Origin of the sequence: Aliidiomarina shirensis, assembly GCF_003987345.1 — a bacterium.
Taxonomy (GTDB): Bacteria; Pseudomonadota; Gammaproteobacteria; order Enterobacterales; family Alteromonadaceae; genus Aliidiomarina; species Aliidiomarina shirensis.
This window is the reverse complement of the sequence record NZ_PIPP01000001.1, coordinates 297,931-313,315: the sequence shown is the minus strand read 5'-3', so window position 1 is coordinate 313,315 and position 15,385 is coordinate 297,931. Positions and strand designations below refer to the sequence as shown.

Annotated in this window: 9 protein-coding genes; all 9 read right to left on the bottom strand. The window is 45.2% G+C overall.

Annotated elements, in window-relative coordinates; all coding sequences use genetic code 11:
- Positions 1–100 precede the first annotated feature (100 nt).
- Positions 101–1,114, bottom strand: coding sequence for a quinone-dependent dihydroorotate dehydrogenase (locus CWE13_RS01425; RefSeq protein ID WP_126805555.1), 1,014 nt, complete (start codon positions 1,112–1,114; stop codon positions 101–103).
- Entirely contained in the window at positions 1,114–5,958 is a 4,845-nt protein-coding gene (locus CWE13_RS01420; RefSeq protein WP_126805554.1) for an NAD-glutamate dehydrogenase, read from the bottom strand. Before CWE13_RS01420 ends, CWE13_RS01425 begins: the two co-directional genes overlap by 1 nt.
- Positions 5,959–6,087: 129 nt before the next feature.
- Complete coding sequence (gene pepN, locus CWE13_RS01415; RefSeq protein WP_126805553.1) at positions 6,088–8,700, bottom strand: aminopeptidase N; 2,613 nt, start codon at positions 8,698–8,700, stop codon at positions 6,088–6,090.
- Positions 8,701–8,756: 56 nt separating this feature from the next.
- Positions 8,757–10,226, bottom strand: coding sequence for a Na+/H+ antiporter NhaC (nhaC, locus tag CWE13_RS01410; protein WP_126805552.1), 1,470 nt, complete (start codon positions 10,224–10,226; stop codon positions 8,757–8,759).
- 25 nt (positions 10,227–10,251) lie between these two features.
- Positions 10,252–11,634, bottom strand: coding sequence for a sodium-dependent transporter (locus CWE13_RS01405; RefSeq protein ID WP_126805551.1), 1,383 nt, complete (start codon positions 11,632–11,634; stop codon positions 10,252–10,254).
- A gap of 162 nt (positions 11,635–11,796) precedes the next feature.
- Positions 11,797–13,872 (bottom strand): carboxy terminal-processing peptidase, encoded by a 2,076-nt coding sequence (prc, locus tag CWE13_RS01400; protein ID WP_126805550.1) that lies wholly within the window; start codon positions 13,870–13,872, stop codon positions 11,797–11,799.
- An 11-nt stretch (positions 13,873–13,883) separates the two neighbouring features.
- Complete coding sequence (gene proQ / locus CWE13_RS01395; RefSeq protein ID WP_126805549.1) at positions 13,884–14,588, bottom strand: RNA chaperone ProQ; 705 nt, start codon at positions 14,586–14,588, stop codon at positions 13,884–13,886.
- Between the two features lie 4 nt (positions 14,589–14,592).
- Complete coding sequence (locus CWE13_RS01390) at positions 14,593–14,895, bottom strand: hypothetical protein (protein ID WP_126805548.1); 303 nt, start codon at positions 14,893–14,895, stop codon at positions 14,593–14,595.
- 4 nt (positions 14,896–14,899) lie between these two features.
- On the bottom strand, positions 14,900–15,385 hold the full coding sequence (locus CWE13_RS01385) for a GAF domain-containing protein (RefSeq protein ID WP_420837028.1): 486 nt from the start codon (positions 15,383–15,385) through the stop codon (positions 14,900–14,902).

The window sequence follows — 15,385 nt, the reverse complement described above, 5'->3', positions numbered from 1 at the left end:
GTTACGACACGAAGATTTTTTACACGCGAAAAGCATGCGAGAACACCAATACAGCTCCATTCGGTTGTTCACCGCAGATATTAAGGCTTTCCTCGTGAAATTACAAGTTACTAACAATTGATTTTATCAGAGCAGGCCCCTGATAAATAAAACCAGTATAAATTTGCACGAGTTGCGCACCCGCCGCTAACTTGGCTTTCGCTTGCTCAGCCGAACCAATACCACCGGCTCCAATAATAGGAATTGAAGCAGGTAGTGCTTCGCGCAACCACGTAATAACCTGAGTGCTCTTCTCGGTAAGTGGCTGGCCACTGAGGCCACCTGCCTCATTGGCATTTGCATCATTACTAACAGCTGAACGATCTAAAGTAGTGTTGGTGGCTATAACACCATCGATCTCATAAGATGCGATAGCTTGCGCGAAGCCTTGTACTTGCTCTTTATCCATATCGGGCGATATTTTTACAAGTATCGGCACATACTTCATGTGGAGATCAGTGAGTTCTTTTTGCTTTTGCTTTAGCACATCGAGCAAACTGGTTAAATGCGTTCCATGTTGAAACGCCCTTAACCCGGGTGTGTTTGGCGACGATATATTTACCGCAACGTAACTGGCATGGGGATACACCTTCTCTAAGCAATACAGATAATCATTGTTCCCATCTGCTTCACTAGTATCTTTATTCTTGCCAATATTAATTCCGAGAATGCCTTTAAAACCAGCCTCTTGCACCCTTTTCACTAAAGCATCAACACCATCGTTATTGAAGCCCATACGGTTAATCAAAGCCGAATGTTCAGGCAACCTAAACATTCGTGGCTTTTCATTTCCCGCTTGTGGTTTAGGTGTCACTGTACCTACTTCAATAAAGCCAAAACCTAACGCGGCTAAGGCTTTGATACAAGTGCCATTCTTATCTAACCCAGCCGCTAGGCCAACAGGATTAGGAAAAGTTAAGCCAAGAACGTTTACCGGCTTTACCGGTAAACGTTGATAAATTAGCTTGTGCAACGGGCCTGAATTGCAGCGTTTCAGTTGCTTAAGCGTAAAATCATGGCTCCATTCCGCATCCTGGCTAAACAGTGCTTTTCGAAATAACGGATACAAATGCATTACTGACTAATACCACATTTTTGGCCAAGCAACGTAAGTTCGCGTAACGCAACCGAGAACTTGGCAAATTCATGGCTCTTCGTTGTTTTGAAGTCAGCCAACGTTTGTTTCCAACGCGATACATAGGTTCGATTTGCATCAAGCCAAGCTGCGAGCATGGCATCAGTATCTTTACCTTGCTCGGAATATTTCAACAAGGTTACCGTGAGCAAGCGTTGTTGCCAATCAAGCTCCTCACGGAAAGCCGCTCGAGCAAGTGCTTGCCAGTGATTCGCTACCGGTTGCTTATTCACTTGATCTAAGAACCAGTGAATTTGAATTTCAGCACCTAAGCGGAAATAACTTTCTGCTACAAGTGAGATTTTCTGCCCAGTTTCATTTGCCACTTCGGCGATATCCATCGCTGAGAATACCGTGCTTAGAATGCTCACTTGCTGAGCTAATTTCGCCGGAACGCCCTGCTCTTTTAGCTTCTCAATATTTGCATCGATACCTGCTTTCTCCGCCTCAGACATATAGTTGAGAACGTTCTTCTGTAAATCATCAAACGATTTCTGATAGAAATCGATGTGTTCTTGAATCGAAGTGAAATTCGGATTCCGATGGCGCAAGAACCAGCGCGTAGCACGGCGTACCATGCGGCGAACTTGGAACAGAACTTGGTTTTGGACGTTTGCCGGAATTTTGTTATTCAGTTTCTCAACTTCAGCCCAAATTTGACGGCTCGCAAACACTTCCCGCGCAATAATATATGCTGCGGCGATTTCTGGAACCGAAGCCCCTGTTGCCTCTTGTTTGCGATAAATGAAGTTTGGCCCCATGTCGTTAACAATATTATTCGCTAACTTGGTTGCGATAATTTGCCCTTTCAATGGGTGATCGTTCATCTCTTCCCGGAATTGTTCTTGTAACTCTTTCGGGAACGCTGATACCAACTCTTTTGCGTGGAAAGGATCATTTGTGATTTCATCAACCACTAATTCTTCTTTCAACACCATTTTCCCATATGCATTAAGCACCGCTAGTTCCGGGCGTGTTAACCCTTTACCAGATGCTGTGCGCTCAGCTAGGTTGTCATCGTCTGGCAAGAATTCCAGCGCGCGGTCCAACAACCCTTCTTTCTCGAGGTGATGAATAAAGCGCTGCATTTCTTTAATTTGATCAGCGCCGCGTAATAGGGTTACTGAGATAGACTGTGTTTGACGGTTGCAATCGTTCAATACGATTTCCGATACTTGATCTGTCATATCAAACAACAATTGATCTCGCTGTTTCTTCGTTAACTTGCCGGCGGTTACCAGTCCGTTCAGAAGAATTTTGATATTTACCTCATTATCGGAGCAATCAACACCACCAACATTATCGATAAAGTCGGTATTAATGCGGCCGCCCTGCATCGCAAATTCGATACGCCCTAACTGGGTAAAGCCTAAGTTACCGCCTTCACCAATAATCTTACAGCGCAAATCTTTACCGTTAATGCGCAGCGGATCGTTTGCGCGATCACCAACTTCAGAATCAGTTTCTTTGCTACCTTTAACGTAGGTACCAATACCACCGTTCCAAATAAGGTCCACCTCAGACATCAGAAGTGCGCGAATAAGCTCATTCGGCGCCATGCTGCGTTTTTGCGTGCCGAGTAACCGCTTCATTTGCGTAGTCAGTTCAATTGATTTCGCGCTGCGAGAGAAAATACCACCGCCCTCGCTTATCAATGATTTATCGTAATCTTCCCAGCTTGAACGCGGTAAATGGAACATGCGCTCGCGCTCTTTAAATGATTTTTTTGCATCCGGATCGGGGTCAATAAAGATATGCATGTGGTTGAACGCAGCAACAAGCTTGGTTTTTTCCGATAACAGCATACCGTTACCGAAAACGTCGCCTGCCATGTCACCAATACCTACACATGTAAATTCAGTTTTCTGGCAATCAATACCCATCTCACGGAAATGGCGTTTAACCGATTCCCAAGCACCGCGCGCGGTAATACCCATTTTCTTGTGGTCGTAGCCTACTGAACCACCCGAGGCAAATGCGTCGCCCAACCAATGGTTATACTCAGCAGAAATACCGTTCGCGATATCCGAGAACGTAGCTGTCCCTTTATCCGCTGCAACTACCAAATACGGGTCGTCTTCGTCGTGACGCACCACACAATCAGGGTACACAACTTCACCATCGATGATGTTATCGGTAATATCCAGCAACGCCCGAATAAAGGTGCGATAGCACGCTTTACCTTCTTCAAACATGGCATCGCGTTCTTCTGGCAATTGTTTACAAACAAAGCCGCCTTTAGCACCAACTGGAACAATTACTGTATTTTTTACTTGCTGAGCTTTCACCAAGCCCAACACTTCTGTGCGGAAATCTTCCCGGCGATCCGACCAACGCAAGCCACCGCGGGCAACTTTTCCGCCCCGCAAGTGCACGCCTTCAACCCGCGGCGAATATACGAAAATCTCGTATTTCGGCAAGGGTAATGGCATATCCGCAATCAACTCTGGTAAGAACTTCACAGAAACATATGGCTTCTCATTACCTTCAGCATCTGGCTGGAAGAAGTTTGTACGTAGGGCTGCTTGGATTAAATCAAGATAACGACAAATAATACGATCATCGTCAAGGCTTGCTACATTCTCGAGTTCACCTTGAATTTTTGCTACTAAGTTTTCTACTTTCTTAGCAACGCCTTTTACACCCGGCTCAAAGCGGGTGTAAAACAATTTAACCAATAATTTTGCGATTTTAGGGTAACGCGTAAAGGTGCTTTCGATATAGCTTTGGCTAAACGTAATACCGATTTGCCGCATATATTTTGCGAACATACGCAAAATAATAACGTGCCGGCCTTCCATGCCTGCGCCAAGAATCAAACGGTTAAAGCCATCATCTTCGTAGTCACCAGACCAAACCTTGGCGAACGAGTTTTGGAAGTTTTCACGGCTACCATCTAAATCAAGTTTGCCTGCTGTGTGCAGCATGAAGAAATCCAGCACCCAAAATACATGGCCATTGGCATCTTTTATCTGATAAGGGCTTTCATTAATTACACGTAAGCCAAAGTTTTCGAGCATTGGCAACACATCTGATAAATGAATCGGCTCATCACGGTGAAATAACTTTAATTTAACGCGATTTGAATCGTCTTGAACTTCTTGCGCGCGATAAAATAGCATGCCTAAGCGATGATCATCATCAAGCGCTTCGAGCTGATCGATATCTGCAAGCGCAACCGCTGGCAAAACCTCTTCTTTATATGCGCGTGGAAAACCTTGCGCGTATACGCGCATTAAATCGCGCGCTTTCGCTTCGCCTTTACTGGTAATCAGTAAGCTTTCGAAGTTATCTTCCCAGCTCCGCGATGCTTCAGTTAAATTCTGTTCTAATTCTTTCACGTTGATATCCTGTCCACTGTCTTCTACGCGCACAATATATTGCGTTCTTGCTAACGCCGATTCGGAAAAGTAAGTTGTAAAATCAACTTCTTCAGAGCTACCTAGCGTACGCGCTAAAATATTCTGAGTTTTTATTCGTAAAGCCGTGTTGTAGCGCTCTTTCGGTACGTAAACCATAGCGGTAATAAAGCGCCCAAAGATATCGCGACGTAGAAATATGCGCGTAATATCACGCTCTTGAATCTGAAAAACACCCAATGCGGTTTTTAATAGATCCTCAATACTACTTTGCACTATTTCATCACGCGGATATGTTTGCATGATATTTAGCAGCGCTTTACTGGCGTGGGTACCTCGAGCATAACGAGAATTTGCCAGCACCGTTTCTACTTTGTCTTTAACCAGCGGTATATCCATTACGCTATCGTTATAAAAACTCGCCGCGTACAGACCGATAAAACGATCTTCACCAATCACTTCACCATTATCGTTAAAGCGCTTGATACCAATATAATCAGAATGTGCTGGGCGATGCACACGAGAACGCGTATTGGCTTTGGTTAATAGCAGGATTTCATCACTTGATAGCGCAGTACTGCGTGCTAGCTTACCCATCTTAGATAACTGACGCGCATCAGAACGCTCACTGTTTTTTAGTAACCCGAGGCTCGTGCCCTTATCCTGAACGATTTCATAATCGCCTTCCGTTGCATTCACGGAATAACTACGATAGCCCACTAACGTGAAGTTATCGTCTGCCAGCCACGTTAAGAAACGTTTCGCCTGCGCTAATTTTTCTTTCGCGCCAGGGAATTTACGTTCCTCTAGGTTCTTAGCAATATCTGCAAGCTTTTGGCGCATAGGTTGCCAATCACTAACCGCAAGCGCCACTTCATCCATTACAGAAACAAGTTCGTCTTTAAGTGCCTTCTTAGCCGCTTCGTCGGTTTGCCGATCTACTTCAATAAGGAAAACGGTATCAGTTTGTGCATCTTTATCGGTAATGCCCGATGGCAATATCTCGCATACTCGCTGTTTTTCGCAGCGGCGATGAACTAATGGCGCATGCAGTAACAATTGTGAATTGATACCTAAACGGTTCAATGCCATGCGCACTGAATCCACCATAAACGGCATATCCGTTTGGATTATTTCTATAATCGTGTGTGGTGATTCCCAGCCATATTTGCTGACTTCCGGGTTATACACTTTTACGGTAGCTTTGGTATTGGATTCATATTCGTTGAAGCTGTGCCAAAGACCAACAATAGCGCCGTAAATATTGCTGTAATCGCGCCCTGTTAAATCATCGCGCGACACATTGCGGTAGAGGCGTTGTGCAAATTCCTCAACAAGAGGTGCACTTTCTTTGGAAAGCTTTTGATGGATCGTTTCAGAAACTTTTTCGAGGATTACCGGTATTTGCGTGTTAACCGATGCCATGTTGATTAATCCTTGTCTGCAGGCGAAAAATAAGTGGCAGGCCAACCGTTTACCACGGTGGGTCATAAACCCCTATATTGTCGACCTTTAGACAAGGAAAAGCAACGTATTCACAGCTGGTGCGAGGAGTTAATTATCCGTTAAGGTTTGATTCACCTTTTCATACAAATCAGGTGCCAAATTATCTAACCTACTTAACCCTAATAATTCACTTTTTAACTTGGTTTGTTGCGTTGTTGGCAAGCGGCGCCATTTTAATAAAGGCGAAAGTAACCGCGATGCAACCTGTGGGTTCGAATTATTTAACCGTTTGATGGCAGCAATAACAAATTCATAGCCCTCCCCCGAGCGCTGATGAAGCTGACCAAGATTATGTGTGAAGCTCGCCAGTAACGAATAGATTCGGTTAGGATTTCCCCAATTGAACGCTGAATGCTCGGTAAGCGCACGAACCGCACCCACACTGCCGCTGATAGGTGCCGTAGCTTGCACGGCCAGCCATTTGTCCATTACCAACGTATTGCCATGCCACTGTTCTGCAAATTCATTGAGTAGTTGAGGCGCAGATAAATGGTTCGCATGCACTGCAGCATGCAGAGCTCCGAACTGCAGCGTCATGTTTCCTGCTGCGTTAAACTGCGCCAACAAGACCTCGGTTACCGATTTTTCATCGTTTAATAATGCCAGATAACCTAAAGCGGTGTTACCGAGCATCCGTTTGGCGATAGCTTCCGATGTTAAAGCGTTCGAGGTTAAATCAATCCGTTCCCACGCCAACATTAATTGCGCTTTTAAGGACTGCGCCATCGCTAATCGTAATTCGGCAACCGCGCGGCAAATCTCTTCTACAGGAATAACCTCATATTCCTGGCTAACCGCCTCTTCTCCCGGAATTTGTAACAACAATGCGTTCATCGCGGCATCGGTATCTGGATTGGCTAACTCTTGTTGCAGTACGGACACTAATTGTTCTGGCATCCGCACTGCTGATTCACCTTCAATCGCTTGCTTTATTGCCGCTAGGTAAATTTGTTGAACCGCATCCCAGCGTAAAAACGGATCGCTACAACCCGCGATAATTGCTAAAAGCTCGGATTCAGGGCGTTCAAAATCAAGCCGCACAGGAGCGGAGAAATCGGCTAGTAGTCCAGCAATTGGTTTACTGGTCACATTTTCGAACCTGAACTCATGCGTTTGTTCTTTTAATTCTAGTATCGAAATCGGTGATGTTTGTCCCGCTAGATTAAGCGTTAACGGGTTATTAGAGCTGTCTACAAACTCAACACGCAACGGAATATGAAATGGATGTTTTTCCTGTTGCCCCGGTGTTGCTGGTGTACTTTGCGTAAGTTTTAGCGAATAAGTTTTTTGATCAGCATCATAAGCTTCGCTCACCGTCACTCTCGGCGTTCCGGCTTGTGAATACCAGTTGCGAAACTGCACTAAGTCTATACCACCCGCATCTTCCATCGCTTTGACAAAATCTTCACAGGTTACTGCTTGGCCATCATGGCGCTCAACGTAGAGTGCCATCCCTTTCTGGAATGTCGCTTCGCCCAACAAGGTATGCAGCATCCGAATAACTTCGGCGCCTTTGTTATATACAGTTACGGTGTAAAAATTATTCATTTCGACAACGCGATCCGGCCGTATAGGATGCGCCATTGGCCCGGAGTCTTCTTCGAATTGATGGGTTCTTATAATGCGTGCGTCCTGAATTCTGTTCACCGCTCGCATTCCCAAATCAGCACTGAACTCTTGATCACGAAATACCGTGAGCCCCTCTTTCAGGCTCAACTGAAACCAATCACGACACGTAATGCGGTTACCGGTCCAATTATGGAAGTATTCATGGCCTATTACTGATTCAACATTCAAAAAATCTTGATCTGTGGCGGTTTCACTATCGGCAAGCACATATTTAGAGTTAAAGATGTTCAAGCCTTTATTTTCCATCGCACCCATATTGAAAAAATCTACGGCTACGATCATATATATATCTAAATCGTAAATAAGATTAAACCGGGATTCATCCCATTTCATGGCATTAATTAGCGATGCCATAGCGTGCTTAGCACGAGGTAAATTGCCTTTATCAACAAAAACTTGCAGCAACACTTCGCGGTCTTCTTTAGTTGTAAAACTATCTTCCAATAAATCAAAATCACCTGCTACTAACGCAAATAGATAGGCCGGTTTTGGATGCGGATCGTGCCACGTTACTGAATGTCGGTCACCACTATTATGTTCTGCAATGGGGTTACCGTTGGCTAATAAGTACGGGTGTTCTGCACGCGTAGCGTTCACCGTAGTTGTGAATACCGAAAGCACATCTGGACGATCTAGATAATAGGTAATCTTACGAAAACCCTCTGCTTCGCATTGCGTGCAAAAAGTACCCGCTGATTTATACAGCCCTTCGAGTGAGGTATTCCCAGCCGGATCTATCAGAGTTTCTACGAGGAGCTCAAAACGCTCGGGAACTTCATGAATGATAAGGTGTTTATCGGATATGGAGAATTCCGATTCAGCTAACGTTTTGCCATTTATGGCTACGCCAACCAATTGTAAGTTCTCGCCATCTAGCTGTAACGCCAATTCATCCGAAAGGCGCTCAATATCCATGCGATTCACAACCTCAGTATGGTTGTCATCAAGATGGAAATTAAGCTCTGTAGTATGAATTTTAAACCCTGGAGCTTGATAATTTAGGCGATATTTAGCTTCTGGTGATTGCGTCATGATATGAGTCCTTACGAAAACGCAGGCCGAAGCCTGCGTTTTTTGGTGCGATTTATTTAACGCGCTGGTTGCGCCGGAACTTCCGAGCTATTGAGCTTCAGGATTTTGAAATCAGTGTATGCATAAATGATCGTGAGCATTGGCACTAACAATAAGAAGAATGCAAACGGCGCATAATGCAGTGGATAAACACCAAGCACCGAGAACATATAAGCACCACAAGTGTTCCATGGAATAAGTGCCGATGTAATCGTACCGCTAGATTCGAGCGTGCGTGATAGCACACGCGGATCTAAACCTGCTTCCGCATAGGCTTCGCGATACATCCGACCTGGAAGTACGATGGCCATATATTGATCAGCAGTAAGTACGTTTGCACCAAAGCAGGTAAAAACGGTAGCCGTAACCAATGAGCCCGTTGATTTTACCAGCTTCAATATACCGCGAATGAGCTTCTGGAGTGCCCCACTCGTTTCCATTACTGCGCCGAAGGTCATCGCGCTGATAATCAACCAAACGGTATTGGTCATACTCGCCATACCGCCACCACTGATGAGTGAGCTTAGTTCTGCGTTTTCAGCTTCGATTGAAACACCGCTTGCAAGTGCCAGCCACACAACTTCAACGGCAGCCACTACAAAATTTGTGCGTTCGGCGTTGGCTAAACTCGCGATAACATCACTTTGAAATAGCAACGCCCATAAACCACCCACTAACGCACCAATTAGAATTGAAGGTAACGCCGGCTTCTTCATGGCCGCCAATGCAAATAGAATGGCAAGTGGTACTAACATAATCGGGCTAATATTGAATATATCGCTCAGCTCATTTTGCATCACTACAAGCGAATCAAGGTTAGCTTCACCACCGGCACTAAAGCCGAGAATCAAAAACAATACAATTGAAATACCCAGAGCTGGTAACGCTGTCCATGTCATATAGCGAATATGCGCAAATAACTCAGAGCCAGCTACTGCGGGAGCTAGGTTCGTGGTATCCGACAACGGCGACATTTTATCGCCAAAGTAGGCTCCAGAAATCACCGCACCTGCCGTGATCGGCAACGATAGCTCCATCCCCGTAGCAACGCCGATTAAGGCAACACCTATGGTTGCTGCTGTAGTCCACGAACTACCAATCGATAACGCCACGATGGCACAAATAATACACGTGGCGGCATAAAACCAACTGGGGCTTAAAAGCTCTAAACCATAATAAATCATGGTGGGCACGATACCTGCTAATAACCAAGTACCTATTAACGAACCGACCATTAAAATAATAAGAATAGCACCCAAAGCCACTGATATGCCTGAGGTTATTCCACTCTCAATATTTTCCCAGCGATGGCCATTTTGAAAGGCGATTAATGTGGCGATAGCCGCTGCAATTAACAATGCGATCTGGTTTGGCCCATAAGATGAATCTTCACCAAACAAATACACCGAACTACTTAGCATCACAATTAAGGCAAGCAATGGTAACAAAGCTTGCAAATATGAAGGACGTTTTGGAGTAACCGTCATAAATCGTTTCCGTATTAACTAAAGATTAAAAGTTGATGATGCCAAGTAACTGCAAGAAAATAAAAATAATAGCAACAGGTGCTAAATAGCGCACACAGAATTGCCATATTCTATAACCCACTTTACTCATATTGAGCTCTTCTTCGGTAAAGCGTCTTTTCATTACCCAACCTGTAAATACCGCTGCCATGAAACCACCTAATGGCAATAAGATATTTGATGCGAGATGATCAATAGCAGCAAAAATACTATCGAGTTCCTTGCCAAAGAAGTTCCAATCGAGCTGGGCCCAACCCGCGCCACTCAACGAAAATACTGTACCTAAGCTCAGAATCCAAAGTACCGTGCCCGAAGTAATGGCGGCTTGCCAGCGTTTAATCCGTAAGCGTTCTTCCGCAAACGCAACTGATGCCTCGATCATGGCAATCGCTGAAGTGAATGCCGCTAACACTAGCATGACAAAGAACAACGTTGATATCAGCGTGGTAAATGGCATATTCGCGAATGCTAACGGTAAAGTTTGGAATATAAGCCCTGGGCCTTCACCCGGTGTTAAGCCAAAGCCAAATACAATCGGGAATATCGCTAGGCCAGCGATCAGCGCCACCACCGTATCGGCCAATGCAATCCATATTGAGGTACGAACAATTGAAGCGCCCTTGGGCAAATAAGCACCGTAAATAATCATCACACCGGATGCCAAACTAAGCGTAAAGAATGCATGTCCGAGAGCTATCAACGCGCCCTGTGTCGTTAACGCTGAAAAATTCGGGTAAAACATGAACTTGAACGCTGCGGAAAAATCGCCGATGTGAGCGGCATAGAGCGCAATAATAATCAATAAACCAAGCAGTAACGGCATAAGGTAGGTTACGGCACGCTCGAGGCCATTTTTAAAACCTTTACCGACAACAAACACAGTAGCTACGATCAAAAGTGTGGTGAAAAGTAAGAGTTCAGGTGCTGAACTCACCATAGCACCGAAGGTAGCTGAAACCGTTTCCGGTGTCGCATCAACAAACGTACCTTTTACACTTTTAACTACGTAAGAGAGCGCCCAACCCGCGATAACCGCATAGAAAGTAAGAATAATGAAACCAGCACTGAGGCCCATCCAGCCCGTTATCTGCCATGCTGGGCTCACGCCCGATTCACGTGCCAGCTTAGCCGCTGCGTATCCAGGGGAATTACGGCCTCGACGACCAATCAGCACTTCCGCCATCAAAACCGGGACACCAATCAGAAAGATAAACAGCAAATACAGCAGCACAAAGGCGCCACCGCCATTTTCTCCCATGATATAGGGAAACTTCCAAATATTTCCAAGGCCTACTGCAGCAGCTGTAGCGGCGAGTACGAAGGAAAAATTACTCGACCAGCGATTATTTGTGGAACGTTCTATTGTCATAAAGCGAGTACCGTTATTGTTATGGTTTTTCGGCAATATTAATTTTTATAGGGTGCTAACTTACAAATAAGGGCCTGCCACGGCAAGCCCTTATTTCATTTTATACTGATTTTGTAGGTTTTTTATATCCAAAACGCACAACTATTGGAATGAAAATCCGCGCTAGTCATTCTTAACGTTTCGGCTACCACCATTCATCACGTGCACATAATCAGCAGCAACTTCTATCGCTTCGCGAAGGAATACATCAGGAGAACGATAAGCTTCATCAACCCCATCAAGTGATTCTACTGGTTCTAAGCCGGCTAGTTGCAACCGCATATTAATGCGTTCAAGGTTACGTGCTTGATCGGCCTCGGTTTCCGCTTCTCGCTCTGCACGCACCAGGGAAATCGATTTGCGATCACGCATTTCCTGATAACGTTCAACATCCTCGGCGATAAATTCAAATTCTTTATCATCTGAAATTCTAAGTGTGTGTTCGTTATTCAACTTATCAATCAGCGCGTTATTTACAAAGTTAAACGCCCGGAACTGCACTGGATCTATCTGATCCCAAGGTAATGCATTATCAGCACGGCTCTCGCCAAACTCTTCCGGATCCACCAAACTTGGGAATGCGATATCGGGTACTACCCCTTTATGCTGTGTTGAACCGCCGTTAATCCGATAAAATTTAGCCATCGTATACTGTACGCTGCCCATCGGGTTGCTACCTAAATCAAAACGGCGCTGCAAACCACGATGTTGCTGAACTGTACCTTTACCAAAGGTATTTTCACCAACAATAAGAGCACGGCGATAATCCTGTAAAGCCGCCGCAAAAATTTCTGATGCCGAAGCACTAAAGCGATCCACCATCACAACCATCGGCCCATCGTACACAACATCCGGATCAGGATCGCCACTCACGTCCACGCGGCCGCTGCTTTCACGAACTTGAACAACTGGGCCTGAAGGAATGAACAAACCGGTTAAGGTAATAGATTCATTTAGCGCACCACCGCCGTTGCCACGTAAATCGACAACTAAACCCGAAAGCTCCGGTTCTGCATTCACTTCTATCAGCAGCGCACGTACATCATCGGTTAATTTATTGTAGAAGCCTGGGATGGTAATAACGGCAAATTTTTCGCCAGTGTTACTCGTTTCATAGGTAAGTTTTGCTTCCCGATCTTCTAACCGCACCTCTTCGCGAACGATTTCAACTGATTTAGGTGCAGCACCGGAGCCGTCACTTTCTTTTAATACTTGTAAGCGAACCACGCTACCTTTCGGCCCTTTGATAAGCTCCACAACGTCATCAAGGCGCCAACCAATAACATCTACAAACTCTTGGTCACCCTGCGCAACAGCAATAATTCTATCATTTGGTGCCAGCTCATCTGAACGCTCAGCTGGGCCGCCCGGCACTAATGAACGAATAACGGTATAATCATACTCTGCTTGCAAAACCGCACCTATTCCCTCGAGTGAGAGATTCATGTTTTGCTGAAAACGTTCGGCGTTACGTGGGGATAAGTAGCTCGTGTGTGCATCGACACTGCGTGCGAACGCATTCATTACTGATTGGAATGCATCTTCGCTTTTATACTGTGTTATCTGCTGCTGTGCTGACCGATAGCGACGCTCAAGGTTCTCAATTATTTCCTCTGGTGTGCGGCCCGCCAACGCTAAATTGAGGGCATCACTTTGTACTCGCTTACGCCAAATGTCATTCAGCTCTTCTTCGCTGCTAGCCCACTCCGCTTCGGTGCGATCAAATTGGTATTCAGCACCTTCTTCGTCAAAATCAAATTCATCGTCAATACTTGCTACATGCTCTAGCGCAAATTCAAAGCGTTCGAAACGGCGTTCCATATTCAGTTGATGAATCGCAAAGGCAACAGCTAGCTCACCTTCAATAAGCGCTTCATGAAAATTATCACGGTGCTCACTGAACTTCTCAATATCGCTGGCCAGCATAAACATGCGATTATAATCAAGTTGCTCGAAATAGCGGTCAAAGATTTGCTGAGACATCTCAGCATCAAGCTCAACGTTGCTATAGTGATAACGAGTGAAATAAGCAGCTATCCGGCGGCTTGCCGCAACGTGTTGAGATTCCGGCTGTAACGTTGGAATATCACTTACACTGTAACGCTCATCATCTTGCGCAAATACAGGCGCATTAGTAAACGCCACACTAAAAAGTAACGCTGAAACTAAAGCTACTCGTTGTACAACCTGCTTAATCATTCATACTCCTATCAAACGCTAAACAAATCAGTTAACTGCACGCGAACCGACATACCGGTTGGCAACTGAACTTGTGCGTCATTTTTATCAATCTCAGTTATGGTACCTGTTACGGGAAAGCTACCTACTTTAATCTGTACAGCTTGACCTACTTTAACTTGATCAGGCTGTATCACCTCTAATGGACCGGATACTTTGGGCTTGCCCGCTTTGTCTGTACCTGAACTACCTAATGGGTTACTACGGCGAGATTTTGGTTTTGTACCACCCTTCGCTTTTCCACCCTTATCCTTTCTGACACTATCTTGCGCGTCTTTGTTCTTAGCTGCACGGGCTTTTGTCGCAGCAGCTTTGCTTTCCGCCGCACGTTCTGCACGTTTCGCTTTCGCTCGCTCTTGTGATTCGGTCAATTGCAGTTGTGCGTGCTCTTCATGGTCAGCTTCAACTAAACCGGCATCGTTGCCGTCTAAGTCAACCCGCTCAACGCCGGCTTTAACGCCACGTAGATAACGCCAAGAACCAGTATACTGACGTAGCGCTGAGCGCAGGCGTGTTTTACTGACTTTCTCATCATCCGCAAGCCGAGTAGCTAAATCGTCAAAGATGCCAATTTTAAGCGGTCGTGCCTCTCCTTCGAGAGTGAAGCACGTTGGGAACTGTGTTGCCAAATATGCAATCACTTCTTTACTAGTGGAGAGTTTTGCCGTGTTTTCCATTTAATTAACCTTCATCGAGCTGTTCATTCTGGCCATCTTGTTCGATTCGATGTACCAAGTGAGTTATATAATCTTCTAATTCATCTACTTCTGATTCAATCAGCCCAAGTTCACGGACCCACATATCAGATACTTCACTAACAAGTTGTTCAATTTTTTCCGCATCCCAATAATCGCTTGTTTCTGCTTCACGAACAATGGCATACAACATCGCATTTAAGTTATCCGCAGCCTGTTCAGCATCGTCTTCAAAAAATTCCATATCATGAATAGATACCAAATATGGGCGAACATCAAATATTTCCATTAGCTTACCAATTCAAGCTTGCGAGCAAGGGAAGCAAAGCCGCAAGCCCTGCTTCATCGATATCAGTAAAACGGTTTGTTATGGGGCTATCAATATCCAACACCGCAACGGTTTTGCCGTCCACTACAATGGGTAATACAATTTCTGAATTACTTGCCGCATCACAGGCGATGTGTCCGGGAAATTCATGCACATCGGCTATACGCTGAATTGTTTGGCTACTCGCCGCCGTGCCACAAACGCCCTTTCCAAAAGGAATACGCACGCAAGCCACTTTGCCTTGAAACGGACCAAGAACCAGCTCTTCACCCTCAGCAAGATAGAAGCCAAGCCAATTTAGGTTGTCCAGTTGGTCAAAGAGCACAGCACTGATATTAGCTAGATTTGCAATTAAATTCGGTTCACCAGCCACTAAAGCACTTAGTTGCTGCTGTAAACTTTGGTAATGCTCGGCATTACCTTTTTCTGTAGGAGTTTCGGTAACAAACAC

What these genes read in the sequence shown, in the direction of transcription:
- CWE13_RS01425 (WP_126805555.1), bottom strand. Translation starts at nt 1,114, where the DNA reads ATGCATTTGTATCCGTTATTTCGAAAAGCACTGTTTAGCCAGGATGCG.
- CWE13_RS01420 (WP_126805554.1), bottom strand. Translation starts at nt 5,958, where the DNA reads ATGGCATCGGTTAACACGCAAATACCGGTAATCCTCGAAAAAGTTTCT.
- pepN (WP_126805553.1), bottom strand. Translation starts at nt 8,700, where the DNA reads ATGACGCAATCACCAGAAGCTAAATATCGCCTAAATTATCAAGCTCCA.
- nhaC (WP_126805552.1), bottom strand. Translation starts at nt 10,226, where the DNA reads ATGACGGTTACTCCAAAACGTCCTTCATATTTGCAAGCTTTGTTACCA.
- CWE13_RS01405 (WP_126805551.1), bottom strand. Translation starts at nt 11,634, where the DNA reads ATGACAATAGAACGTTCCACAAATAATCGCTGGTCGAGTAATTTTTCC.
- prc (WP_126805550.1), bottom strand. Translation starts at nt 13,872, where the DNA reads ATGATTAAGCAGGTTGTACAACGAGTAGCTTTAGTTTCAGCGTTACTT.
- proQ (WP_126805549.1), bottom strand. Translation starts at nt 14,588, where the DNA reads ATGGAAAACACGGCAAAACTCTCCACTAGTAAAGAAGTGATTGCATAT.
- CWE13_RS01390 (WP_126805548.1), bottom strand. Translation starts at nt 14,895, where the DNA reads ATGGAAATATTTGATGTTCGCCCATATTTGGTATCTATTCATGATATG.